Raw genomic sequence first — 24,401 nt, forward strand, 5'->3', positions numbered from 1 at the left:
CATGTCGCTGGACAGGCTCGACCCGGTACTCGTGCACCACATCGTCAACTCGCTCGGCTGGCCTGACCTGCGCCCGCTGCAGCAGGATGCGATCGGGCCCCTCACCGGCGGCGACGACGCGCTACTACTGGCGCCGACCGCCGGCGGCAAGACGGAGGCCGCGATGTTCCCGCTGCTGTCCCGGATGACCGCGCAGCGCTGGCAGGGCACTTCGGTGCTCTACCTGTGCCCGTTGAAAGCGCTGCTCAACAACCTGGAGCCGCGGCTGGAGCGGTATGCGGGCTGGGTGGGACGCCGCGCCGCCGTCTGGCACGGCGATGTCCGCGGCAGCGCCCGCCGCAATGTACTCACCGAGCGCCCCGACATCCTGCTGACCACACCCGAGTCCCTCGAATCGATGCTGGTCAGCGTCAATGTCGACCACCTTGCGTTCTTCTCCGGCTTGCAAGCTGTGGTCGTCGACGAGGTGCACGCTTTCGCCGGCGACGACCGGGGCTGGCATTTGCTCGCCGTGCTCGAACGGCTCACCGCGCTGGTCGGTCGGCCACTGCAACGCATCGGCCTGTCTGCGACCGTCGGCAACCCCGACCAGCTGCTTCACTGGCTGCAGGGCTCCAACGCTGGGCAACGCCAGGCACGCGTGGTCGCGCCCGAACTGCATACGGCAAGCGCCGAACCGGCCGGGCCGCCACCTGGTGACATCGAGCTGGACTACGTGGGATCACTGAACAACGCCGCCACGATCATCGCCTCGTTGCACGCCGGGCAGAAACGGCTGGTCTTTTGCGAGTCACGGCAGACAGTTGAGGAACTCGGCCAGCTGCTGCGCGAACGCGGCCTAACTGTCTTCCTGTCGCACGCCTCGCTTTCAGCCGACGAGCGCCGCCGATCCGAGCAGGCGTTCGCCGAGGCGCGTGATTGTGTGATCGTGTCGACCAGCACCCTCGAACTCGGCATCGACGTCGGTGACCTCGACCGGGTGATCCAGATCAACACACCGTCGACCGTCGCGTCTTTCCTGCAGCGGCTAGGCCGGACCGGACGGCGTCCTGGCAGTATCCGCAACTGCCTGTTCTTGGCTGTCGATACCGGCTCGCTGGTCGAAGCGTCCGCGCTACTGGTGCTATGGGGCAGGCACTGGGTCGAGCCCGTGACAGCGCCGCCCGAGCCGCGCCACATCGTCGCCCAACAAGTCCTCGCCCTGTGCCTGCAACAGCACCGTGTCGGCAACCAAAGCTGGCAGCGGTCTTGGAACGGCCTGGTGCCATTCGACACCAGCGCAGCCCCGATCGTGCGCTACCTGGTCGACAACGGCTACCTCGACACCGACCAGGGCATGCTGTTCATCGGTCCCGCCGCCGAGCTGCGCTTCGGCCGCCGCAACTTCATGGACATGACGGCGGTGTTCACCGGGCCGCCGGAGTTCACGGTTTTGACGGGACGCACCGAGCTCGGCCGCATCGACCCCAGCCTGCTCACGGAGGAGGTTCAGGGTGAGCGCCGGCTTCTGCTCGGCGGGCGCAGCTGGGCGGTGACCTACATCGACTGGCGGCGGCGCCGGTGCTTTGTCGAACCGGCCGACGGCGGCGGCCGCGCCCGCTGGACGAACCTGGGGTGGGCTGGGCTGTCCTTTGCGCTCACCCGGGCGATGCGGGACGTGCTGCTGGGTGCCGACCCGCCGGTCCGGCTGACCAAACGTGCCTTGGAGCGGCTGGCGCATGCCCGGGACGAGCAGTCCTCGGTCGTGCACCCGGGCGGCAACGTCATCGTGCGGGACCGCCAGGGCGATGACGTCCGCTGGTGGACCTGGGCCGGGTACCGGGCCAACGCGACGCTGGCCGCCACGCTGGGCGGCGTTGTCGACCCCATGCAGCGCTTCGACGACCGGCACATTCGGCTGCGGGACGACCTCACCCCGGCCATGTGGCGCGACGGGATCGCCGACGCGGCGGAACGGGTTTGCCTGCCGGAGGTCAACGACAAGGCTTTAGTGGGCCTGAAGTTCAGCGATGCTTTGCCGAAGCGACTGGCGATCGCAACGATCGCCGCCCGACTGGCCGACGTCGACGCTGCCCGAGCGATCCTCCTAGAGGATCATCGCTTTCTCGTCAGATACAGCGGATGACTTGGCTCAGGTGTAGTTGTACAGGGCCGGTGTGCTCAGATCAGCGGTCCCCCCACGCGTCACAACGCGGGATGCGTTCACCTTCTGAGGCATGGGCTTCTCGGCCGCCGCGGGACAGGTGATGCCAGCTGCGCCGCCAACGCCGGGTTACTCCGTGCCGGGAAATGTGTTAGGCGTCCGCCATGAGGGGGTCGTACGGTTGTCCCGTTATGTTGAAGGCACCGGTCGCTGAGGAGTTGGTGTGGGCGAGTGTCACTCGTCCGCCGGTTCCGCTCGTCTATCTCGACTTGAACCACTACATCCAGCTGGCGAAGGCGAGCCGGTCTGCCGCTGGCCACGCGGGTGAGGGTGGCCGGCCAATCGCCGTTCTACCCGGTTATGCAGACCTGTTGGACGCAGCTCGTCGCGCTAAGGCTGAAGGACGAGCACGGTTTCCGCTCTCAGGCGTCCACTTCATCGAGGTTGCGCACGCAGTGCCGAGCCCACGTCAGCGCGGCCACGTCACCGACGTCATGGAAGAGCTGTCCGACTTCGCCTACCTGCTCGGCCGTCCGTACTTGGTGCGGATGGAGATCGCTGCTGGCCTCGACAAGATGTACGACATTCCGGCCAGCCATGTCCCAATGCCGCTGCTGTACCACTCCGCGCTATGGGCGTTGCTCGGTGAGCGGATCGGGTTCGAGTTCGTCGATGAGACCGGAAGCGTCTCAGGCCCCCGACCTCGCGAGGAACTCGCGGGCGAGGCGTTCGACGCCCAGCTGGCCGGGTTGAACCATATCCGCGAGCGAAAGCTTCTCGAAGGCCCTCAGGACCACGAGATCCCCGACCTTCGACGACGCGGATACGATCCCGATGCCTACGCGGCCGCGCTTCGGAGGCGCCTAACCTTCGAGTTGGACACCTCGACCTTTCTGAACCTCAACCCGATCTGGCGCCGCGGCCGCCTACGCGATCAGATCTTCGGTCGAGAGGTCGCTCGCGAGTGGATGACTCAATTAGTTCTCCACCTTCGGCAGCGCGCAGATGCCCGGTTGCGCCACGACCCGCCGCTGGAGTTGGCCGCCTTCTGGGCTGCCATGCCACTGGTCCAGGTCGCCATCAGCATGAAGGCCCAGTACCATCGCGACCCTTCACGGGTGTGGCGGACCAACGACATAGCCGACATCGATGCGCTCGCCGTCGCCTATGCCTACTGCGACGCGGTCCTCACCGACAAGCAAGCGCGCGCCGCGCTTGCCGGCTCCCGCGAACTACGGACCTTCGGAGCAATCCTGCACGCTAACGCACTCGAGATGGCGAACTGGCTCGACGGCCTCCCGACGGTGCAGAATCCGGACGATCACGTCCCGCATCCACTGTCACGTTCCAGCTGAGGTCGTCGGCACTTCCCGGTGCCGCTGCCTCCTTGCCAGACCGCCTCCAAGTCAGGACTCTTCAAGTCCTTGCCGTACCGCCTCAGCCAGGGCCGGGTCTGGCCAGCGCTCAAGGAAGGTCTGAGCTTCGGCTCGCGCCTGCGACGTACACCCGTTCCGTCGATGCAGTTCAAGCCAGGGAAGCACCGTTTCAGGGCTGAACACGTCCGGACGCAGCTCGCAGTATGTATCCCATGCGGCGGCTACGCGGTCCTGGCGCAGCTGCGCGAATATGAGCCACCAGCTGATGCCGGCGTCAGGGCCTACATCTGCTGCTGCCGCTCGAGCTTCACGTTCGGCTCCTGGCCAGTCCTCGACGATGGCCCGTGACTCAACGACGGCATAACGCAGGGACCGTCGATGCTCGCTGGGAAGCTCCGTGCCAGCCAGCAGGTCCTTGGCGAGCTGGTCGGCTTCGTCCCGGCGATTCAGATTCGCTAGGATATTGATCTTGTCGTATGCGGCCTTTGCTGAACCGAAATGGTCCCGCGTCTGGTCGCAGACCAGGAGCGCTTCTTCATAGCGGCCCGCCTTCTGCAACACCTCGATCAGTAGTTCGCCTGCCGCTGGGGAGGCCGAATGCGAGCGCAGCATGGCGACAGCAGCTTCGGAGTCGCCTGCCAACGCGGCGCTGCGAGCCAGGAACAGCTGACGGTCGGTGTGGCTGACGTTGCCCCGGATGCCGTGTGCGTCGAGGTCGGACTCGTGCAACTGCCCGAGCCCTGCCAGACGGCTGAGGCAGGTTCGCACCAGCATCGGCGACGCCGCGGACTTCAGACCTTCACGCAACATCGCCGCGATAAGGGCTGGATGTGCCATTCCCTCGATGGCGATTGCTCGGACGATGTGCTCGGCGGCCTTACCGCTCACGGCGTCCGCGAATGTCAGCGCCAGCCCGCGATCCCTGAGGGCAACAGCCGCAGTTGCGCCGCAGACAGCAACTTCCGGCGTGGTTGACTCGCGTTCTGTCGCCTGACCACCGAGACGGCTCGGTGTAGCCAGGTCGATGACCTCCCTAAATGCCTGGGACATCAGCCGAGCCTGCACAAGCAGCAGATGGACGCCGTGGGTGGGCCCAGCCCAGCGCAGGATCTCCTCGCGGACAGCCAGGCCCAGCTCCTCAGCTTGCCGCAGGTCCGCGCCGGGAAGCACCGAGCGTCCGGTGATCATCTTTTCCATCAGCGTGCGCGCGATTCCGAGCCGGCCGCCGGTCATACGTGGGAGGCTGGCCGCCGCACGCCTGAAGTGCCGTAGCGCCGTGTCGAATTCGCTCCGGCGTAGTGCTCGATCACCCATGAACAGCAAAATCCCTGGCTCGCTGTCAAGCATCTCCGGCTGCACGCGATCGATGATCTCATCCATTCGTCGTGCTTGGCGGGCGTCGTCGGGCTCGTTAAGCACGCAGTCCGCGACTTGCGCGAAGATGGTTGTAACTCCGTTCTCGGTCGAGCGCCGAAGGAACTCTTCTGCCCGGCCCCGATCGCCTGCGGCCAGTGACAACAGGGACGCGATACCCAGCAGCCGCGCGGCGTCGGCGGGGATGGACGCTGCTGCTGCAGCGAACGCTGTTGCGCCTACATCAGAATGTCCATGCTCGTTGGCATAGGCTCCGACGGCCGCCTCGAGCAGACCGCGTCCTCGGGGCGACCATTGACCGGTTTGGGCAAGCAGTCTTTCGGCCGCCGCGCGTGGCTCGAACCGTCCGTCTGCCAGCTCACGAGCCACGCGCATTGCCCCGTCGATGTCACGCCCTCGTGCGGCGTCGAGCATCTCCACGGCAGAGCCTGGCAGCAGAGACATGGCCGTGCTAAGAACGTCGGCGGTAGCTGCCGGCTGTCCGAACGCGATCGCTTTTAGAGCGTCCGCCGCGTTCAGGTCGAGTCTGTTGCCTTCGGGGACGACGATCGTCCATGCCTTCTTCGTGAACGTGATCTGATCGCTGGTGACATGTACCCAGAACACGTCCTTGGTCTCCGGATTGGCCAGCAGGACGAGCACATGCAACGAATGCGCGAGCCAGTACCTGAGATGCTTGTTCTCGCCTTTGAAGACCCATCCACCGTCTCGGCGTTGCTTGAAGAACGAGGGACCGCATTTGATCTGAAGCGCGATCAACCGCCCGGACGGTGTCCGGTTCGAGTAGAAGAACTCAGCTTGAGCATCGATCCCGTAGTCGACGCCCATCTGCTCACGAACGTGCCAGCCGAGGTCAGCGAACGCGAGTGTGGACAGGGCGACGCCCTGGCGCTCATGATCTGCGGTTGAGCGTATCCGGCCTGTAGCCGCAGACATCATCTGCGCAATCCTCCATCAGCTGTGACTCCGGCGGTCACAGCAGCCAGCTGGTCGGTGCCCTCAGTCGGTCGTGGAAGTCAGGGCGACGTAGTTCGGTCGCGACAGGCTCGCGAGCCGGGTCGTGAACCCATGGCGGCCGACGAAGCTCAGCGAGCGGCCATTCTGCTGATGCACCCTGCACCATACGGCGTGGTTCGGAAACTCCCTCGCTATTTCACGAGCAGTCGCGTCCATGATGACGTTGCTGACGCGGTGGTCGTCACCTATCGTTGCGCCCTGCCAGTCGCAGGAGACAGCTATGAGCGAGAGACACACAGATGGAATGATGCCGTCGCCGTCGCTAAGAGAGTCGCTTCGCTCGTAAGCGGAGACAGCGAGCAATTCACCGGATTCCCGCAGAGCGAGGAGCAAGATTCTGCTGTCCACCTCGGCCGCTGCGCTGCCGAATGCCCACTCAACGAGACTGTCTCGGATGTGATCCTCGACTTCCGTTTCCCAGAGCACATCCGACAACGCACATTTAAACTCGCGGAACAGCGGTTCGTGCTTCCGGTTCCCGCGCACGATCTTCCATGGCAGGGGTTCGGTCACAGGTCGTCTTCTACGGCCACGGCGGGGGTGCTGTACGGTCGCGTAGCCCATGCAGCGCGGCGCAGCGCAGCAGCGTCCTGAGTCGAAATGCTTACTGGCTCACGTTGAGCGGAGAAGACCGATCGCTCTGCCGCAGGGATCCAAGTACCGGCCAATAAGGCGCGACCGGTGTTAGCCACGTCGATCGCAGGAAGGATGTCCTGCACTATGTGCGTGCCGTGTGAAAATATGAGACGAACGACGACGACAGCTGGATTCTTGAGATCTCTATGGACGACGTCTGCCGCTCCCAGTGGTAGATCCTCTACGTTGCCGTCGCTTAAGCGTAGCTTTACTCGAGTGGTATCGACGTCGTCTACCCAAGCCGAAATCGCGTCGCGAATGACGAGGTCGTTAAAGGTCGCGAAAAGTTGACTTCGCGCTTCGTCTGCCGCTTGCGCACATTGCGCGGCTGCCGAGATGAGCTCCTCGGTCGCCTCTAAGGGTATCGCCCCTTGCGCAAACGCCCTTGCCGCTCCTATGGGCAGCTTAGATACCAGGGTCATCAAGCGGCGATATTCAGGCCTTGATTCGACACGCCTGGCTTCGATCTTCACAAGATTGGCCTGGGCGGTATGGCCGTTTCTTTCCAGGCGCAGTGCATCGATTAGCAGACTACTGTGCATCCAGGTCGCTACAGGTGCCGGCGTCGGCCCAGCCGCAGTGTCGGCTACCTTCTCACCGTTTCGCACGAAGTACAACTTGCGGCGCTTGAGGCGCCGAGATTCGCGGGACGCCCGCTGCGGCGCCTGGTCGACACCGCCCATGTCGGTTACAGGCCAGACCGCAAGCGTCATGTCTGCCATGTTACTTGACAGAAGCACTGGCTCCAATGCGTGCCACGTGCGCAAACAGAGCCTCAAGGCCGTCGGTGCGAGGCTGGAGCCAGCCTGCCGTCAGGACAGCCCGCTTTGTGGGCATTTCGTGTGAGCGGCAATTGGGCCTCTGCATAACGTCAGCAGCCGACACGCTGACGTTCGACCACGATGCTTGATCAGACTTGCCGACCCAGGCTTACCCGACCCGAGCGGCGGACTTCAGCGACGGCCGGCCACGGCACAATATTCCGCATGTCGGTATTTCGATCGCGTCGTGTTGAAGCAATCTTGGGATCGCGCGTTGACGAGCTCACGTTCGGCCACGTGGTCAGCCTGGTCGGCCAGGCGCGCGAAGCCTATGACCTCGACTTCAAGCAGGAGCTGTATAGCGGCTCCGACAGGGGCAAGCGTGATCTTTGCAGTGATGTCGCCGCGATGGCCAACACTGCTGGCGGCGTGATCCTCGTCGGCGTCCAGGATGAGCACGCGACCGCGAGCGGAGTGCCGGGGGTAGAGGTCACCGACGACGTGATCAATCGGATTCGGCAGGTCGTAGCAGGAGGCGTCACTCCACTGCCCCAGTTTGACGTCTTCGGAGTTCAAGACCCGGGCCAAGCCAGCCGCGGTGTTCTGGTTATCGCGGTACCGCGGAGTCCGACGCGACCGCACGGCGTCTTGATCAACGAAGGACTACGGTTCCCGAGGAGGAACGGCGCAACCATCGCCTACTTGGCTGAGCCCGAGGTCGCCGATGCGTACCGTGAGCGTTTTCGACGAGCCGACGACGCCGATCGGACGCTACGGCAGTACGAGGCCAGCGTGATCAGCATGCTGAGGCCGGGCCAGTTCAGCTACCTGGTGCTGAGCCTCCAGCCTGACGTGCTCGGCGATGTGACGATTGATACAGCGTCCCTACGTACCTTCAAGAATGACGTCGTAGGGCGCTCGGTCAGGATCTTTGACAGCGAATGCACGTGGTCGGATGCCCGCGTCGCGAGCGGCCGGTTCATCGCAGTGCATACCTACAACGAGGACCGCTCTCCGACGTACATGGCGTGTGAACTCTACCGAACGGGCGGAGGCGCCATCGCGATCATGATCGGCAGGCCACCCGATGGCCCGACCTCCCACGAAGCAGCCGACGAGTCCCGTCACGACGTGAGCGACGAGCAGTGCGTCGACGCGGTGCTGGGTGCGCTGATGTTTCTCGGGTGGCACGCCCGTGACCGCGCCGCAACCGGAGGCACCGTCAGCGTGCGTGCCACCACGTGGCCCAATGCAGCTTCTGACCTTGTGACCTACCGCTCTTATCAGTCACGGACCAGGATCGGCGTTCTCGACGCAGAGCGACCCCCCATGTTCGAGAGCGTATTCGATCTTGACGACATTGCCGAGCCGGGCTCAGCCCTCGTTGCAGCCGCAAGCCGAATGGCCTCTGGCCTCCTCCAAGGCTTCGGCCTACCGGAAGCACCTCAGCTGTCACCGACAGGTGCCGTGCGCATCAACTACTGGTCGGGCTACCGGCGAAACGCGGTCACATCATGGACGACCGAGCACAACATTGAGATCTCCAAGGAGTCGATCTAGCAGGCTCGCAAGCCACATCGCGTCGCCATTCTCCCGACATCGTCGAACTCGCACAGCGGACGACTGCCAGCCACCGGGGAATGGCATGCATACCAGATTCGCTGCTTCTTGGGTCGAAATCCACAAGCCGGAGTTATCCACAGCTCGCCGAATTCCTCGGTTGATAGCCGTCGACTTTCGGGAGAAGGTAGCTGCCGCGGCGAGACCACTCCAGCGGTGCCGGCCACGCCTACGGGAGGTGGGGCACCTGACGCAGCAGGTCACCGCGCATTCGGATGCGGGCTGCCCAAGGATCAACGGGGGTGGGCAGCCCGCATCCACACGGGTGGCGACGGGATACGTGCCGCTATTAGCACACCTGATCGATTATCATGTGGCATTGTGACCAGCGACGAGGTCGGCCTCGGGCATGGCCGAAAACCGCTTACGAACCGCCAGCAGCAGATCTTGGCTGGTATCAGACGATTGGGAGAGCTGCACGGCTATCCGCCGACCGTGCGGGAGATCGCGGCCGAGGTCGGCCTGGCTTCGCCTTCGTCTGTCGCTCATCACATCAAGGTTCTCCAGCAGCGTGGGTTGATCCGCCGTGACGCCGAGCGCTCCCGAGCCGTCGACGCGCGTCCTGCTGGTAACGATGACGTCCCCGCAGATACCGGCAACCTGGTGTTCGTTCCCTTGGTCGGAACCATCGCCGCAGGTCAGCCCGTTCTGGCCGAGGAGTCGGTCGAGCAAGTCCTTCCGCTTCCGCGCGAGCTGGTGGGCGGCGGGGTGCTGTTCGGGCTGCGGGTCCGCGGGGACTCCATGGTCGAGGCGGCTATCTGCGACGGTGATGTCGTCGTGGTCAGGCAGCAGCCGACGGCCGACAACGGCGATATGGTTGCTGCTTTGATCGATGGTGAGGCGACGGTGAAGGTCTACCACCGTGTGAGCGGCCGTACGCAGTTGTTGCCGCGAAACAGCGCGTACGCTCCCATCGTCGGCGACCACGCAATTGTTCTGGGCCGGGTGGTGGCGGTCCTTCGTCGCATCTGACCGCCGCACGAATCGTCAGCGGAAGTCCCTGCTGACGACCGTTGTCGCGATGGGAAGCGGACTCAGGTGCTCTGCGACCAGGTTGATCACCCCCGACGCCGACTGCAGCGTTCCCCGGATGACCAGGGCTGGGCTCGACTTTGCGATCTTGCCGAACCTAGCCCAGGCGCCTTCAGAGACCACGACATTGAGGATTCCGGTCTCGTCCTCAAGGCTGAGGAACGTGACACCGCGGGCGGTCGCCGGCCGCTGCCTGTGGGTGACCAGCCCGCCAACGTGCACCCTCGTCCTGTCCGGCACGCCAGCCAGGTGGGCGACCGGCAGCACTCCAGCGGTGTCCAGGCGGCCGCGCACGAGATGGATGGGGTGGCTGTCCGGGGACAGGCCGGTGGCTACGACGTCGGCAACGAGCAGGTCGACGTCAGTCATACCGGGCAGTGTCGGTGCCTGCATCCCGGTGACAGTGCCGGGCAGCCGGTCGGGGGTGTCGCGGACGGCGGCGCCTGCGGCCCACAGAGCTTCGCGGCGGCCGAGGGCGAGCGAGGCGAACGCGTCGGCGGTGGCCAGCGCTTCGAGTTGGCCGACGGTGAGGCCGCAGCGTCGGGCGAGGTCGCTCATGCTGGTGAACGGTCCGTCGGCGTCTCGAGCGGCGATGATCCGTTTGGCGGTGTCTTCGGAGATGGTGTCGACCTGGTCGAGGCCGAGGCGTACGACGGGCCCGCCGAGGCCCCATTCGTGGGGCTGCTCGCCGGGGGCCGATCCCCAGCGGGTGTCTGCGGTGGTTTCCAGGGTCGCTTTGGCGCCGCTGGCGTTGATGCACGGCCGGCGGACCTGGACGCCGTGGCGGCGGGCGTCGTCGACGAGGCTTTGGGGGTTGTAGAACCCCATCGGTTGGGCTTTGAGCAGCGCGGCGAGGAACGGGGCGGGGTGGTAGCGCTTTAGCCAGGCGCTGGCGTAGACGAGGTAGGCGAAGCTCATCGCGTGTGACTCGGGGAAGCCGTAGTTGGCGAACGCCGCAAGTTTGAGGAAGATGTCGTCGGCGGTGGCGCCGGTGATGCCGTTGGCGGCCATGCCGGCGAACAGGCGGTCTTTGAGGGCGTCCATCTTGGCGGCGCTGCGTTTGGAGCCCATCGCGCGGCGCAGCTGGTCGGCCTCGGCGGGGGTGAACCCGGCGACGTCGACGGCGAGCTGCATCATCTGTTCCTGCCATAGGGGCACGCCGAGGGTTTTCTCGAGGCTGTTGCGCATGAGCGGGTGAGCGTAGGTGGGCTGTTCGAGTCCGTTGCGGCGGCGGATGTAGGGGTGGACGGATCCGCCTTGGATGGGGCCGGGGCGGATGAGGCCGACTTCGACGACGAGGTCGTAGAACGTGCGGGGTTTGAGGCGGGGCAGGGTCGACATCTGGGCGCGGGATTCGACTTGGAAGACCCCTACGCTGTCGGCGCGGCAGAGCATGGCGTAGACCTCGGGGTCGCTGCAGTCGAGGTCGCCGAGGTCGAGGGTCTGGTCGAGGAAGTCGAACGCGTAGTGCAGGGCGCTGAGCATGCCCAGGCCGAGCAGGTCGAACTTGGTCAGGCCGGCGTCGGCGGCGGAGTCTTTGTCCCATTGCAGGACGGTGCGTTTGTCCATGCGGGCGTGTTCGATGGGGCAGACTTCGGCGACTTCGCGGTGGCAGATGACCATGCCGCCGGAGTGGATGCCAAGGTGGCGTGGTGCTTCCAGGAGTTGTCGCGCGTAGGTGACGACGTGGATGGGGATGCCGTCGACGGCGTCGTCGGCGATGTCGGACCACCGGTCGAGCTGTTTGGACCAGGCGTCTTGCTGGCCTGGGGAGTAGCCGAATGCGCGGGCGACGTCGCGGACGGCGCTGCGGGGCCGGTAGGTGATGACGTTAGCGACCAGCGCGGAGTTGCGGCGGCCGTGTTTGTCGTAGACGTACTGGATGACTTCTTCGCGGCGGTCGGATTCGATGTCGACGTCGATGTCGGGTGGTCCGTCGCGTTCGGGGGCCAGGAACCGTTCGAACAGCAGGCGTTGGGCGACGGGGTCGACGTTGGTGATCCGCAGGGCGTAGCAGACGGCGCTGTTGGCGGCTGAGCCTCGGCCTTGGCAGTAGATGTCGGCTGAGGCGCAGAACCGGACGATGTCCCAGACGACGAGGAAGTAGCCGGGGAACTTCAGGTCTTCGATCATGGCGAGTTCGTGGTCGATCTGCGCCCACGCGTCGGGGTGCGCCTGGCGGGGGCCGTAGCGGCGCTGGGCGCCTTCGTAGGTCAGCTGCCGCAGGTAGCTGGCTTCGGTGTGACCTGCGGGGACGTCGAACGGCGGCAGCTCCGGTGCGATCAGGGACAGGTCGAAGGCGCATTCGCGTCCCAGGGTTGCGGCGTGCGCGACCGCTGTGGGGAAGTCGACGAAGCGGGCTGCCTGCTCGGCGCCACCGCGTAGGTGGGCGGTAGCGGCTGCGGGCAGGTACGGGTCGAGCTCGTCCAGGGACGTGCGGGCCCGGACCGCGGCGATGACCGCGGCGAGCCGGCCCCGGGCGGGGGCGTCGTAGTGGACGTTGCCTGTCGCCACGACCGGCAGTCCCGCAGCGGCGGCGAGGTCGGCCAGGGCGTCGTTGCGGTCGCCGTCGAGCGGGGTGCCGTGGTCGATCAGCTCGACGGCGACGTTGTCCGGGCCGAACAGCGCGGTCAGGCGGTCGAGTTCCCGGCTGGCAGCGGTGGGGCCCTGGCTGAGCAGCGCCGCGGGGACGGCGCCTTTGCGGCAGCCGGTCAGGGCGATGACGTGTCCGGCGAGGCCTGCGGCCATGGCGTCGAGGTCGTAGACGGGTTTGCCTTTCTCGCCGCCGGCCAGATGCGCGGTCGACAGCATCCCGGACAGGCGGTGGTAGCCCTCCTGGCCGCGGGCGAGCAGGAGCAGGTGCTGGCCGGCGGGGTCGGGTACGCCGGTCTGCGCGCCGGGTAGGTCCAGGGACACCTCGACGCCGTAGACGGTCGGTAGGCCGACGGCGCGGGCGGCGCCGGCGAACTGGACGGCGCCGTAGAACCCGTCGTGGTCGGTGATGGCCAGGGCGTCCAGGCCGAGGCGGACGGCTTCGGTGACCAGGTCTTCGGGTGAGCTAGCGCCGTCGAGGAAGCTGAAGTTGCTGTGGCAGTGCAGCTCGGCGTAGGCGACGGTCGACGTCGGCCGGATCAGGGTCGGGGCGACGAACGGTGTTTTCTTGCGGGTGAAGCCGGGGCCGTCGCCGCCGTCGGCGTCGCCGATGGGGTCGATGACCCGACCGGCGAGCCGCTGCTGGAGCTGGTCCCAGCTCAGCTCGGCTTGGGAGTCGAATCGGCTCATGGTGCGGCCCTAGTCGAACCGGCCGGTGATCGTCCACCGGCCGGCGGTCAGGCCGAGCTGCACGGCTTCGCCGTCGTCGAGGACCACCTGCAGCCGGACGGCGCGTCGGGCGTCGTTGGTGTCCCACCACCGTTCGGCCACCGCCCACGGGCCGAACCATTCGACAACTGCGGCCTGTCCCCTGCCGCGCTGTATGCGGGCTGGGGAGGCTGACATCTGCAGGCGGGCGTCGACGCCGATGTCGGCGCCGGTGCGGTCGACGAGCCGGACAGGTTCGGCAGGGCCATGGACCGCCGGGTAGGGGGCCAGGAGCGCGCCGGGCCACGGGCCGGGTGGTCGGGCGGGTTGGCGTTCGTCGCCGAACGGGCGCAGGGTGACCATCTGTTCGGGGTCGCGGCCGCCGGCGGGGATGGGCAGCATCACGGCTTCGGGTCCGAGCAGGCCCTGGACTCGGTGCAGGGCCCGGTGGGCGCGGTCGCGGCCGGGGCCGGCTTCGCCCCACAGGCCGGGTTGCAGCCCGGCGTGGCGGACCAGGCCGTGCGGGATGAGCCGTAGCGCGATCAGGCCGCTGGTGAGTTTGCGGCGGGTCAGCCAGCCGTCGAGCTGCCATCTGGTCCGGTCTGCGATGGCTTGTTCGGTGAGCAGCCCGTCGTGGCGCCACAGCCGGGACAGTTCTTGTCCTTGGGCGGTGACCGCGACGATTTCCAGGCGGGTCGCGGCCAGGCCGTGGCCGGTGAGGCGCTCGTGCAGCTGTACGGCGAGGGCGCGGGCGGCGAACGCGCCGGCGTCGACGCGTTCGATTGGGTCGTCGAACGTTTCGGCGGCGATCAGGTCCGGTGGGGGTTGGCGGATGTGCAGGGGCCGGTCGTCGCGTCCGGCGGCGAGCCGGTGGGCGATCGCGCCGTCGATGCCGAACCGGTCGAGGACTTGGGAGGCTGGTAGTGCGGCGAACGCGCCGAGGGTGGTGACGCCCATGCGGCGGAGTAGGTCGACCAGACGGCTGCGGTCGATGGCGGTGATCGGCATTGCTGCCAGGTACGCGGGGGTTTCGCCGTCGGGGATGACGTGGCCGGCGCGTGCGGCCAGCAGGGCGGCGAAGATCCCGTCGGCGACGCCGATCTGGGCTTCGACGCCGGCGTCGACGGCGACCTGCTCGATGATCCGTTCCGCGGCGGCGTGTTCGCTGCCGAAGTAGCGGGCGGGTCCGCGGGCGGCGAACGCGGCGGAGCCGGGGCGGACGATCGCGACGCCGGCGGCGACTTCTTCGATCGCTGCAACGACCGGTTCGAACATGACTGCGTCGCGGGCCTGGTCGTAGGCGACAACGGTCAGGTCGGGGCAGCGACTCTGCGCGTCGCGTTTGCGTAGGTTGCGGCGGATGCCTGCGGCGCGGGCCGCCGGTGAGCAGGCTACGACGCGGTTGGCGTGCAGGACCGCGGTCGCGGCGTCGGGTGCGGCTTCACCGGCCAGGACCGCTGCGGCCACGGGCCAGTCGGGGCACCAGACGAGCATCGTGCGTACGGCGTTGTGGGTCATCGGACGACCTGCAGGCGGCGGCGTGGCTGGTCGGCTGCGGGGAGCGTGGCCTGGAACTGTAGGTCTTCGGGTAGCCAGACCTGTGTGCGGCGGGGTCGGCCTGCGCCGCCGCGGCCGGTGACCGTCACTGACAGCTGGCGGCAGCGCAGCCGGCGTCGGCCGTACCAGGTTCCACCTTCGGCGGTCAGCGTCATCGACGCCCCGGTCCATGTCGTCATCGACACCAGAGCCGCGTCGGTGGCTCGGGCGCGGGCAGACAGCTGCGAGCACAGCGCCGCTGTCAGCGGTGAGGCGGGCGCGACGGCGACGAGGTCGAAGCCGTCGAGCAGTGTCGCCACTACCGTCGCGAGGTCGGGGCCGGGGTCGGGGATCAGCGCGATGTGTTCGAGGTCGACGCCGATGGTCATGGCCGCGGCCAGTGAAAGGGTCGGCATGCCGACGATCGCGCACCAGGCGCCGGCCTTGGTCGGGGCTGCCAGCAGGGCGAGTAGCAGCGACGATGCGCCGCTGCCTGCGGAGGTGATGGTTGTGGTGCTTCCGCGGGGCAGCCCACCGGGCAGAATGTCACGCAGAGTAGCGGTGACGGGTAGTCGGTTGGCGGCGTGTCCGTCGCGGTCGGCGGACAGCGCGCTGGCAGGGCGTATGCCGAGTTCCGCCAGGCCAGCCACCGTCTTCACCCCCACACCTTAGAACATAAGTTCTAACGAACGAAGGACCCCGTGCGGGTTGCATTCACAGAACGTGACCAAACTTCGCAGTCGGACACGGCCATGCAGAAGTCGCGCCAAACGCGCCTAGCGGACCTGATGGGGCAGGGGCCGAGATCGACGCGCGCCGTGCGGCCGGCAGCGGGAACTCTGGGGGCGAATATTTGCAGGTCAGCTGACTCGGCGTAACGTGATGGCGTCATGACCAGCTGTGCCCCATCGTCGAACGTGCCGCGCGGCTTGCTACGCCCTCCCCTGCAGCCGATGTCCGCGGCTGCGGTCCGGACGATGCCGATCGGGCCGAGGCTGGCCTATGAACTCAAGTGGGACGGCTTCCGGGGACTCCTGTTCGCCGGCGCCAATCCCAAGATCTACTCTCGGGCGGGCCGAGACCTGACTCCCTACTTCCCGGAGCTCGCCGCGGAGGCCCGCGGCCTACCGCAGGGATGCGTCATCGACGGTGAGCTGGTCGTCTGGGATGGCGCAGCAGGCAGGACGTCGTTCACCCGCCTTCAGAAGCGCCTGACCGCCGGGCGGGGCCTGAGCCAAGTCGTCCGGGCGTTCCCGTCGCAGTTGGCCTGCTTCGACCTGCTGCACGACGGCACCGAACTGATGCTGAATCGACCGCTGGCAGAGCGGCGCGCACGGCTTGCCGACGTGCTGGGCTCGAGTCCTTGGTTCAGCTTGTGCCCGCAGACCGGCGAGCCCGGTGAGGCCGAGCAGTGGCTGACAGAGACGGCTGTCGCCGGCGTGGAAGGCCTGGTGATCAAAGACCTCGGCGGGGTCTACCGGCCCGGCCGCCGGGACTGGCGCAAGCTACGCCGGTATGACACCACCGAAGCCGTCATAGGCGGGATCGTCGCCGGCAGCAACGGACCTACCAGCCTGCTGCTGGGCAGATATGACGCCGGCGGGCGCCTGCGTTACATGGGACGCACGACACCGCTGAGCATCACGCAGCAGCGGGAGTTGGCCGTCCTGCCGCAGCTGGGCAGCCTCTGCAACCCCGAACGCCATCCCTGGCCGCAGCCACTGCCCGCAGCGTGGACGGGGATTTTCAACAGCCCGGAACCGCTGCGGTACGTGCAGCTCGCCCCAGACCTCGTCGCTGAACTCCAAGCAGACTCCGCCCGGGAGCGCGGCCGGTTCCGCCACCTGACCCGCTACGTACGTATACGAGCGGAGTTGCTTCCGATGCAACTGCTTCGCATGGCGGGTGACGACTGGGATCAGCCGCTCGAGTGACCATGGCGCGCCGCTAGCCTGGCTCGAATGGGTCATACCGTCACTAACGACGCAATGTTGTGTTTAATGCAACCATGAAGGAGCTGGCCGCCTCGACCGTCGCCCCCAATCTGTTGCCGTCATCGGGAGTTGTCTTTCTCGATCCGGCGCCGGCGGTGCTGGAGGCCATGCTGGAGGGCTGGTCACGGCAGCAGCGGGTGCGGTTTTTGAAGGCGGAGACCATCCGGCGACGCGTGGACCTGGTGAGGCGGCTGTCGCGTTTTGCCAATCAGTACCCGTGGGAGTGGAGCGCAGCAGAGGTCGAGGCGTTCGTCGATCACCTGCGGGGTGGCCCGAAGCCAATCGTGTACTCGACGGCCAGGGCGTACCTCAACGGCATCCAGTTGTTCTTGGAATACGTCACCGATCCGCGCTACGAGTGGCAGCAGCTGTGCGAGGAGCGGTTCGGGCGTGCTCCGCGGCAGGTTCTGGGCGAGTGGAACACCATCGCGCACGTCTCAGAGTACGAGGGCCGGCCGGGTCGGCGCCCGCTGACCTATGACGAGGTCCAGGCGTTGTTCGATGCCGCAGATGGGCGGGTCGAGGTGATCAGGTCCCGGGGCCGCAAAGGTGGCCTGGCTGCGCAGCGGGACTCGGCGATGCTCAAGACGGTGTATGCGTTCGGTCTTCGGCGCCGCGAGGCGTGGGGTCTGGATCTGGCCGATCTTCGTCGCAATCCGCGGGTGCCGGACTTCGGCCAGTTCGGCGCTGCGCTGGTGCGCTGGGGCAAGTCGTCGCGGGGCAGTCCGCCCAAGCGCCGCACGGTGTTGCTGGTGCCGGAGATGGACTGGATCGTCGCGGTGCTGCAGCAGTGGCTGGACGAGGTGCGGCCCAGGTTCCAGCCTGCCGGCCACGCCGCGTTGTGGGTCAACGAGCGCCATGAGCGGGTGTCGTGGCGCAGCCTCAACGACGCGTTCGTCGCCGCCCGGGAGGCGGCCGGCCTGGACCCGGCACTGGACCTGCACTGCCTGCGGCACTCCTACGTCACGCACTTGATCGAGTTCGGGTATCCCGAGCGGTTCGTGCAGGAGCAGGCCGGCCACGCCTACGCCTCCACCACCGCGTTGTACACCGGGGTGTCCGACGAGTACCGCAACCGGCTGTTGACCCGTGCTCTGCAGACACGCGGACCGAATCTGTGGGAGGCGTTGTGACCAGCGGACTTGCCATCGCATGGCATCTGCGGCTGCGGATGGCGGAGAAGGGCATGTACGCCACGACGGAGCTGGTGCCGCTGCTGGCCGAGCGCGGCGTTGACTTGTCCCGTGAGCAGGTGTTCCGGCTGGTGACCCAGCCTCCGCAGCGGCTCAGCATGGACACCCTGGCGGCGTTGTGCGACATCCTCGGCTGCACGCCCAACGACCTGATCGAAGTGCAGCCGGTGCAGGCTGCGGTGCGTAAGGCGGTGGACGAGGTCGACCGGTCCGGTCCGCCGCCAGTGCGGCGGACCGCCATTCGTCGACCGGCAGCCGAATGACCAAGGAGGCACTCGTTGGCGCGATGCGCCAGCGGGTGCTCGACCGGCTCAGTGCCTGCCTGCCCGGCCTGGCCCAGGTTGACGCCGTCCGGCTGGTCGCGGCGGCCAACGCGGACAAGCGCCGCGGTCTACGAGAGCTCGACGCGTTTCTGCAGCGCGGGCTCGACGTCCTGGTGTCGGCATCGTCGGACACGCCACCGGGCGCGTTTCGGCTTCTGGTGCTGCTGGAGGGCGAGGGCCATCCAGTACGGGTGCCGGTGTGCGCCGAGTGCGGCCTGCGGCGGACGCATCTGCCTGGGCGCGGCGGTCGTGGTCGCGTGTGCCAGAGCTGCGCGGCCAAGGCACGGGCCCGCCCGTGCGCGCGGTGCGGGCAGACCCGACCCGTAGCCGTGATCGAGCCGGAAGGTCCGCTGTGCCATCCATGCCGTGACCGGGATCCGCGTCGGCACGAGCCGTGTTCGCGATGCGGTCGAGCCCGGCGGGTCAACGGTCGACTTCCGGATGGGTCGCCGCTGTGCAGCACGTGCCATGGCAAGCCGGTCCACATCTGTGCTGAGTGTGGGCGGGTCGATAAGGTCGCACGTCGCGGGCCGGACGGGCCGTTGTGCCCGCCCTGCTACGAGCGCGGCGGGCGGCAGCCGCGCCGTTGCGGCCGCTGCGGCCGGACGGGGCGGATTTCCGTGCGCGGTCGCGACGGCGGCCCGGACCTGTGCCGGCGCTGCAACCGGCAACCCGTGGTGGAGTGTGCTGGTTGCAAGCGGCTTCGACCCTGTGCCTTCGTGGCCACGGCGCGGCCGCTATGCGTGTCGTGCCGGCCGAGACGAGCCACGCCAAGTGCCCGGTGCGGCACAAGCTGCCAGCCCGTCGCCCGTTGGCCCATAGGTGGGGTCTGCCGCCACTGTTACCGCCACGCCCGCGCCAACCCGTCGCCTTGCCCTTCCTGCGGCAAAGTACGCGTGCTCGTCGCGGCCGACTTCCGAGGCCGCGACGTGTGCGGGCCGTGCGCCGGTACCACGATCGACTACACATGCCGTACCTGCGGGCAAGCCGAGGAACGATACCGGCACGGCGAATGCGTCCGGTGCGTCGCGCGATCAAAGCTGGAAGACCAGTTCCGCAGGCCCGACGGATCTGTTCCGGCGGAGCTCACGCCGCTGCTGGCGGCGCTTGCCGCAGCGCATCGGCCGCGTTCGGTGCTGGCATGGGTCGAGCGTGGTGACGGCAGTGCGGCACTGCTACGTGACCTCGTGCGATCCGGTTGCGCTATCACGCATGAGGCCCTCGATGCCGCAACGCGGCAGCAAGCCGCTGCCGCACTACGTGAGATGCTCGTCCACGCCGGTGTCCTGCCCCGCCGCGACGAGCAACTCGAGCGGCTGGCTCCCTGGCTGAGCCGGACGCTGGCCACCGCACCCGCGCATCACCGGCAGGTGTTGCGCGCCTACGGCAACTGGTCGGTACTGAGGCGTGCCAGGCTGCGCGCGGACAGGACCCGGTTCACCGCCGCCAGCGCCCGCAACGCCCGCCTCAAAGTCTCCACAGCTCTGACGTTCCTGCGTTGGCTCGACACGACCGACCTCACCCTCGAGCGGGCTCGCCAGGCACACGTCGACACATGGATAGAGGACGGCGGCCTCAATCGGCGGCTTCTCGGCGACTTCCTCACATGGGCCAGCCGGAGAGGACTGGCCCAGAAGCTGTCCGTCGCCGCGATCACCCCGTCTGGGCCCGACCTGTCCATGACCGAAGACCAGAGGTGGGCGCTGCTCGACCGCCTCCTGCACGACACGACGATCTCCGTCGACGTCCGGACGGCCGCGTCGCTGCTGCTGATCTACGGCTTGCCGGTCACGTTCATCGCGACCCTGACCACCGACAATGTCACCACCAGCGGCGGCAAGCACTTCCTGCAGGTCAAGGAACATCGTACGCAGCTGCCGCCCGCCGTCGCCGCCCTGATCACGCAAGCCGCGTCCGCAGCGCGCACCTCGTCGCTGGTCGGGCGCGCTGTGCCCGGCACCCCGTGGCTGTTTCCCGGTCGCCTGGCGGGTCGGCCCATCTCGGCAGCCGCCCTGTGCCAAAGACTCCGCCAGCACGGAATCCGAATTCGCCGTGCGCGCAACTCCGCACTGATCAGCTTGGCTGAGGACCTGCCCGCGCCGGTATTGAGCAAGATCCTCGGGATCAGCATCACGGCTGCGATCAGATGGACGCGCTACGCCAGGCGGGACTGGCTCCCCTTCGTCGGCGAACGCGCTGCGTCGGCCGCGAGCCGGTCACAGCGATGACCACCTCCCACACAACCGGCTCGAGCCGTGGTGTGTTGACCGCTGACGACCCGCACCGGGCCGCACGGGCGTCTGCTGCAGGCCGAGGACCAGTGACCAGAGGAACGGGACAGGCGGCAGGGCGGGGCGAGCGCCCCACCCTGCCGTTGAACTTAGCCGACCTGCAGGGTCACGTCGTCCAGCACGAAGCTGGTCTGCAGGTAGGCGTCCTCGGTGCCGGTGAAGGTCAGCGTGACCGTCTGGCCGGCGTACGCGCCGAGGTTGATGGTGCGCTGGGTGTAGCCCGCCGCCGCGTTCACGTTGGACAGCGTCACCAGGGTGGTGGCGCGGGCTTTGATGGTGAACGTGTCGTAGGCGACCGCCCCGTACTCGTTCGTGTCGATGTGCAGCCAGTAGGTCAGTACCGCACTGGTGCAGCCCGACGGGATGGTGACGGTCTGGCTGATGGCCTCGGTCGCGGTGTAGCCGTATCCGCCGAGCCACGCGTACCGGGTGCCGCTGCGCGGCACCTGCCCGATAGAGGTGCCGATCGCGCCGGTGGAGCCGGTCCACGGCGAGGTGCCGCTTTCGAACCCGCCGTTGAGGATCAGCTGGGCGGCGGTGCAGCCGCCCGGCCCGCCGGTCACGGTCAGCGTGTACGTGGTGCTGTGCGACACCGAACCCGCGCCGGTGATGGTGATGGTGTAGGTGCCGCCGGCCACCGACGAGCCGACCGCGATGGTGGCGGTCGACGAGCTGCCGGAGGTGACCGACGACGGGCTGAACGAGACCGTTACGCCCGTGGGGGCGCCGCTGGCGGTCAGGGTAACCGTCTGGGCGCTGCCCGAGGTGGTGGCGGTGCCGACGGTGGTCGTGGTGCTGGACCCCGCGTTCACGGTGCCCGACGCGGGGCTGGCCGAGATCGAGAAGTCGTTGGTCGGCGTCGAGGTGCCGACCGCCCGGTTCCACAGCGTGTAGGCGATGCCGTCGGCAGCCCGGTTCAGCGCGGTGGCGTCGATGTTGCTGAGAGTGTCGCACGAGGAGTGGTAGCAGGAGTCGTAGGACTGACCGGCCGTGCCGCCCCACTTCGACGCCTGGGCCGACGTCTTGGTGGCGCTGGCGCCCATCGCGTAACCGGAGGTCGGGATGCCCGCGTTCTGGAACGAGTAGTCGTCGGAACGGCCCTGGCCCTCGACGTTCTCCTCCGGCTGCAGGCTGAGGGAGTCCCAGTACGCCTTCATCGGCTGCGACGCGGTCGAGGTGATGTTGTTGATGAAGTAGCCGCCGTTCTTCGACGCGATCATGTCGAAGTTGTAGTAGGCCTTGATCGCCGTTCGCTGGGTACTGGTCAGCGAGTTGACGTAGAACTTGGAGCCGTTGAGGCCCTGTTCCTCGTCGGTCCACCAGCCGAAGCGGACCTTGTTCAGCATGGTCGGGTTCTGCGCGGCCAGCGCGAGGGCGACCTCGAGCAGCGCCGCCGAGCCGGAGCCGTTGTCGTTGATGCCCGGACCGACCGAGACGCCGTCCAGGTGGGCGCCGAACATGTAGACGTTGCTCGCGTTACCGCCCGGCCACTCGGCGATCAGGTTCGGGCCTGCACCGCTGGTGCAGCCGGAGGTGCAGGGCTGCTCGGTGACGGTGAAGCCGGCGGCCTGCAGCTTGCCCTTGACGTACGCCACCGACTGCAGGTAGCCCTGGCCGGTCGAGCGGCGGGTGCCGCCGTTGTTGGTGGCGATGGTGCTGAGCTGTGTCAGGTGCGCCTGCACGTTGGCGACGTCGATGTCCGGCGCGGTGCCACCGGGGGTGCCGCCGTTGACCGTGAGCGTGTACTGCGCGGTGTGGGTGATCGAACCGGCGCCGGTCACGGTGATGGTGTACGTGCCCGCAGCCGCACTGGACGTGGTCGCCACCGTCATCGTGGAGCTGTTGCCCGACGTCACCGACGTCGGGCTGAACGACACGGTGACCCCCGACGGGGCACCCGAGGAGGTCAGCGACACGGTCTGGGCGCTGCCGGAGACGGTCGCGGTGTTGACCGTCGCGGTGACCGAGGAGCCCGCGTTGACGCTGCCCGAGGTGGGGCTGACCGAGACGGAGAAGTCGGTGCTGGAACCGGTGCAGGTCGGGTCACCGGTCTGGGCCGGGACCGCGACCGCGTTCCACGCGTCCTTGGTCCGATTGAACAGGACGCACGAGGAGTCCAGGTTCTTCGCGGCGGTCAGGGTCGCGGTGCGGTACTTCTTGTGGGTCATGCCGGAGGTCTTCAGCAGCATGCCGCCGTAGAAGATCTTTCCGGCGGACTGGATGCCCACGCCGGTGACCGACGACGGGCCGCCCGAGCAGATGGGGCTGTTCGGCTTGCCGCCGCCCGGCGCGCTGCCCTCGGCGAGCAGGTAGAACCAGTGGTTGAGCGGACCTGCGGCCGCGTGTACCTCCGTGTTCGGGATCGACGAGGAGTAGCAGTTCGGGTGGCCGCCGACCAGCGAGGGGTTGTACATGTTGCGGATCGGGCCGTCGCCGACGATGTCGATCTCCTCACCGACCAGGTAGTCGGGTTCGTCGTAGGCGCTGGACTGGTTGGCGTATGCCTCGGTCAGGGCGCCGAAGATGTCGCCGGTGGCTTCGCCGAGGCCGGCTTCGGAGCTGGTGCCGCCGGGGGTGTTCTGGTCCATGCCATGGCCGAACTCGTGACCCACCACATCCATCGATGAGATCCAGTTGCCTGCCGAGTTCTTGCCGATCGTGATCGTCGAGCCGTCCCAGTAGGCGTTCTGCTCGTTCAGGCCGACCTTGATCGGCCAGCTGCCACCGTTGCCGTTGTGCCCGTTGCGGCCCAGCCAGGCCGACAGCATGTCCCATTCCTTCTGCGCCGAGTACACCGCGTCGACGCAGCCGGTCTCCTTGCTGGTGCCCACCCCGTTGCCCCAGCTGTCGTCCGCGCCGGAGAAGACGGTGCTGGTGCTGTAGTCCTGGCAGTTCAGGCCGGTGCGCGTGGTGTCGCGCAGGTAGTACGTGCTGCCCGACTGCGACGTGGTGATCGACAACGGGCTGGGCCCGTTCCACTTGCCGGTGCCGGAACCGGCCGCGGCGTCCTCCTGCTTGGCCAGCACCTGGCCGTTGCGCGCGTCCACGAAGACATGCAGGTGGCTGGGGGCCGAGGCGGTGCGCCCGGCGACGACGACCTCCCACGCGAGTCGCGCGGTGCTGTCCTTGACGTGCACCACGAGGGTGCGTGACTCGACCTGGTCGACCTTGGTGAGCAGGCCCTTGGCGGTCTGCTCGGCGCGGTCGGCGGCGACCGTCGGCACGACGGAGACGTTGATCTTCGTCTTGGTGGCGGCCGAGATCGCCCGGATGGCGCCCCGGCCGTCGGCGAGTACGGCGGCGTCGCCGCCGACCACCGGCAGGCCCCGGTAGGTGCGCTCGTAGGCAATGGAGAACAGGCCGTCCACCCACGGGATCACCATGCGACGGTCGTACTGCTCGAAGGGGCCTTTCGCCAGCGCGTCGTGACCGCCGTCGGCAGCGCGGTCGGCTGCAGAGATCGCCAGCGACAGCGGGCTCTGTGCAACCGTGGGTGTAGGGGGCGGGGTGGCTGCGGTCGACTGGGTGGCCACCCCGGTCACGGTGCCCAGGGTAAGCGCAACCGCGACAGCGGCCGCCATGGCAGTTCTTCGATACATCGCAATCCTCCCGCCGAGATGGGTTGAGGGGTGTGGCAGCAGGGCCCGTGTTGATGGGATCTCCGGCAACCGGTGACAGCTCGGCTTTGGCGATGACACTAGGAACGGCGGAGGCTGGCCGAAATCAGGGCAACCCCTTGCTCTGGTGCGCGAAGGACCGTCGGGCGCACTATGATCCGGTGCCAGATTCTGCGACGGCAGTGAAT

General features: G+C 67.5%; 15 protein-coding genes. 8 read left to right on the forward strand and 7 right to left on the reverse strand.

Translation table 11 applies throughout. The features are described from left to right. Position 1: 1 nt before the first annotated feature. On the forward strand, positions 2-2,125 hold the full coding sequence (locus FLL47_RS40315) for a DEAD/DEAH box helicase (protein ID WP_144127977.1): 2,124 nt from the start codon (positions 2-4) through the stop codon (positions 2,123-2,125). A gap of 209 nt (positions 2,126-2,334) precedes the next feature. Beyond that, the gene (locus FLL47_RS40320) at positions 2,335-3,498 is read left to right on the forward strand and encodes a hypothetical protein (protein WP_144127962.1); all 1,164 of its coding nucleotides are present in this window, start codon (positions 2,335-2,337) and stop codon (positions 3,496-3,498) included. A gap of 51 nt (positions 3,499-3,549) precedes the next feature. On the opposite strand, the gene FLL47_RS40325 is transcribed toward FLL47_RS40320, so the two are convergent. Genes FLL47_RS40325 through FLL47_RS40335 form a run of 3 tightly spaced genes read right to left on the reverse strand, consistent with a single transcriptional unit; the run spans position 3,550 to position 7,259 of the window. Continuing rightward, a complete protein-coding gene (locus FLL47_RS40325) occupies positions 3,550-5,832 on the reverse strand; it encodes a DUF4365 domain-containing protein (RefSeq protein WP_144127963.1) in 2,283 nt (760 codons plus the stop codon). Between the two features lie 60 nt (positions 5,833-5,892). Beyond that, the gene (locus tag FLL47_RS40330) at positions 5,893-6,423 is read right to left on the reverse strand and encodes a hypothetical protein (RefSeq protein WP_144127964.1); all 531 of its coding nucleotides are present in this window, start codon (positions 6,421-6,423) and stop codon (positions 5,893-5,895) included. Continuing rightward, the gene (locus FLL47_RS40335; RefSeq protein WP_144127965.1) at positions 6,420-7,259 is read right to left on the reverse strand and encodes a hypothetical protein; all 840 of its coding nucleotides are present in this window, start codon (positions 7,257-7,259) and stop codon (positions 6,420-6,422) included. The genes FLL47_RS40330 and FLL47_RS40335 overlap by 4 nt, the downstream gene beginning before the upstream one ends. A gap of 273 nt (positions 7,260-7,532) precedes the next feature. Here FLL47_RS40335 and FLL47_RS40340 point away from each other — a divergent pair, with 273 nt between their 5' ends. Continuing rightward, positions 7,533-8,867: an AlbA family DNA-binding domain-containing protein gene (locus tag FLL47_RS40340; protein ID WP_186316216.1), complete on the forward strand. Its 1,335-nt coding sequence runs from the start codon at positions 7,533-7,535 to the stop codon at positions 8,865-8,867. Positions 8,868-9,248: 381 nt separating this feature from the next. After that, positions 9,249-9,899, forward strand: coding sequence for a transcriptional repressor LexA (lexA, locus tag FLL47_RS40345; RefSeq protein WP_246159305.1), 651 nt, complete (start codon positions 9,249-9,251; stop codon positions 9,897-9,899). Between the two features lie 15 nt (positions 9,900-9,914). On the opposite strand, the gene FLL47_RS40350 is transcribed toward lexA, so the two are convergent. Genes FLL47_RS40350 through FLL47_RS40360 form a run of 3 tightly spaced genes read right to left on the reverse strand, consistent with a single transcriptional unit; the run spans position 9,915 to position 15,454 of the window. Then, on the reverse strand, positions 9,915-13,241 hold the full coding sequence (locus tag FLL47_RS40350; protein ID WP_144127967.1) for an error-prone DNA polymerase: 3,327 nt from the start codon (positions 13,239-13,241) through the stop codon (positions 9,915-9,917). Positions 13,242-13,250: 9 nt separating this feature from the next. Then, a complete protein-coding gene (locus tag FLL47_RS40355; protein ID WP_144127968.1) occupies positions 13,251-14,777 on the reverse strand; it encodes a DNA polymerase Y family protein in 1,527 nt (508 codons plus the stop codon). Continuing rightward, a complete protein-coding gene (locus FLL47_RS40360) occupies positions 14,774-15,454 on the reverse strand; it encodes a hypothetical protein (RefSeq protein WP_144127969.1) in 681 nt (226 codons plus the stop codon). Before FLL47_RS40360 ends, FLL47_RS40355 begins: the two co-directional genes overlap by 4 nt. A 294-nt stretch (positions 15,455-15,748) precedes the next feature. On the opposite strand from FLL47_RS40360, the gene FLL47_RS40365 reads away from it, so the two are divergent. The 4 genes from FLL47_RS40365 to FLL47_RS40380 all read left to right on the forward strand — a co-directional run bounded on the left by FLL47_RS40365 (position 15,749) and on the right by FLL47_RS40380 (position 20,533). Further along, the gene (locus FLL47_RS40365; RefSeq protein WP_186316217.1) at positions 15,749-16,729 is read left to right on the forward strand and encodes an ATP-dependent DNA ligase; all 981 of its coding nucleotides are present in this window, start codon (positions 15,749-15,751) and stop codon (positions 16,727-16,729) included. A gap of 74 nt (positions 16,730-16,803) precedes the next feature. Continuing rightward, positions 16,804-17,922, forward strand: coding sequence for a tyrosine-type recombinase/integrase (locus FLL47_RS40370; RefSeq protein ID WP_027343944.1), 1,119 nt, complete (start codon positions 16,804-16,806; stop codon positions 17,920-17,922). Then, positions 17,919-18,245: a helix-turn-helix domain-containing protein gene (locus FLL47_RS40375; protein ID WP_027343943.1), complete on the forward strand. Its 327-nt coding sequence runs from the start codon at positions 17,919-17,921 to the stop codon at positions 18,243-18,245. Before FLL47_RS40370 ends, FLL47_RS40375 begins: the two co-directional genes overlap by 4 nt. A 956-nt stretch (positions 18,246-19,201) precedes the next feature. Next, positions 19,202-20,533 carry a site-specific integrase gene (locus FLL47_RS40380; protein WP_144127971.1) on the forward strand — a complete coding sequence of 444 codons (1,332 nt, stop codon included), beginning with the start codon at positions 19,202-19,204 and terminating at the stop codon, positions 20,531-20,533. A gap of 152 nt (positions 20,534-20,685) precedes the next feature. Here FLL47_RS40380 and FLL47_RS40385 read toward each other — a convergent pair whose 3' ends face one another. Beyond that, on the reverse strand, positions 20,686-24,177 hold the full coding sequence (locus FLL47_RS40385) for a M28 family peptidase (RefSeq protein ID WP_222106421.1): 3,492 nt from the start codon (positions 24,175-24,177) through the stop codon (positions 20,686-20,688). Positions 24,178-24,401: the final 224 nt, after the last annotated feature.

This window comes from Catellatospora sichuanensis (genome assembly GCF_007483665.1).
Lineage (GTDB): Bacteria > Actinomycetota > Actinomycetes > Mycobacteriales > Micromonosporaceae > Catellatospora > Catellatospora sichuanensis.

Excerpts from the sequence above, each read along its gene's own strand:
- FLL47_RS40315 (WP_144127977.1), top strand. The coding sequence starts at position 2 with ATGTCGCTGGACAGGCTCGACCCGGTACTCGTGCACCACATCGTCAAC.
- FLL47_RS40320 (WP_144127962.1), top strand. The coding sequence starts at position 2,335 with ATGTTGAAGGCACCGGTCGCTGAGGAGTTGGTGTGGGCGAGTGTCACT.
- FLL47_RS40325 (WP_144127963.1), bottom strand. The coding sequence starts at position 5,832 with ATGATGTCTGCGGCTACAGGCCGGATACGCTCAACCGCAGATCATGAG.
- FLL47_RS40335 (WP_144127965.1), bottom strand. The coding sequence starts at position 7,259 with ATGACGCTTGCGGTCTGGCCTGTAACCGACATGGGCGGTGTCGACCAG.
- FLL47_RS40340 (WP_186316216.1), top strand. The coding sequence starts at position 7,533 with ATGTCGGTATTTCGATCGCGTCGTGTTGAAGCAATCTTGGGATCGCGC.
- FLL47_RS40350 (WP_144127967.1), bottom strand. The coding sequence starts at position 13,241 with ATGAGCCGATTCGACTCCCAAGCCGAGCTGAGCTGGGACCAGCTCCAG.
- FLL47_RS40355 (WP_144127968.1), bottom strand. The coding sequence starts at position 14,777 with ATGACCCACAACGCCGTACGCACGATGCTCGTCTGGTGCCCCGACTGG.
- FLL47_RS40365 (WP_186316217.1), top strand. The coding sequence starts at position 15,749 with ATGTCCGCGGCTGCGGTCCGGACGATGCCGATCGGGCCGAGGCTGGCC.
- FLL47_RS40370 (WP_027343944.1), top strand. The coding sequence starts at position 16,804 with ATGAAGGAGCTGGCCGCCTCGACCGTCGCCCCCAATCTGTTGCCGTCA.
- FLL47_RS40385 (WP_222106421.1), bottom strand. The coding sequence starts at position 24,177 with ATGGCGGCCGCTGTCGCGGTTGCGCTTACCCTGGGCACCGTGACCGGG.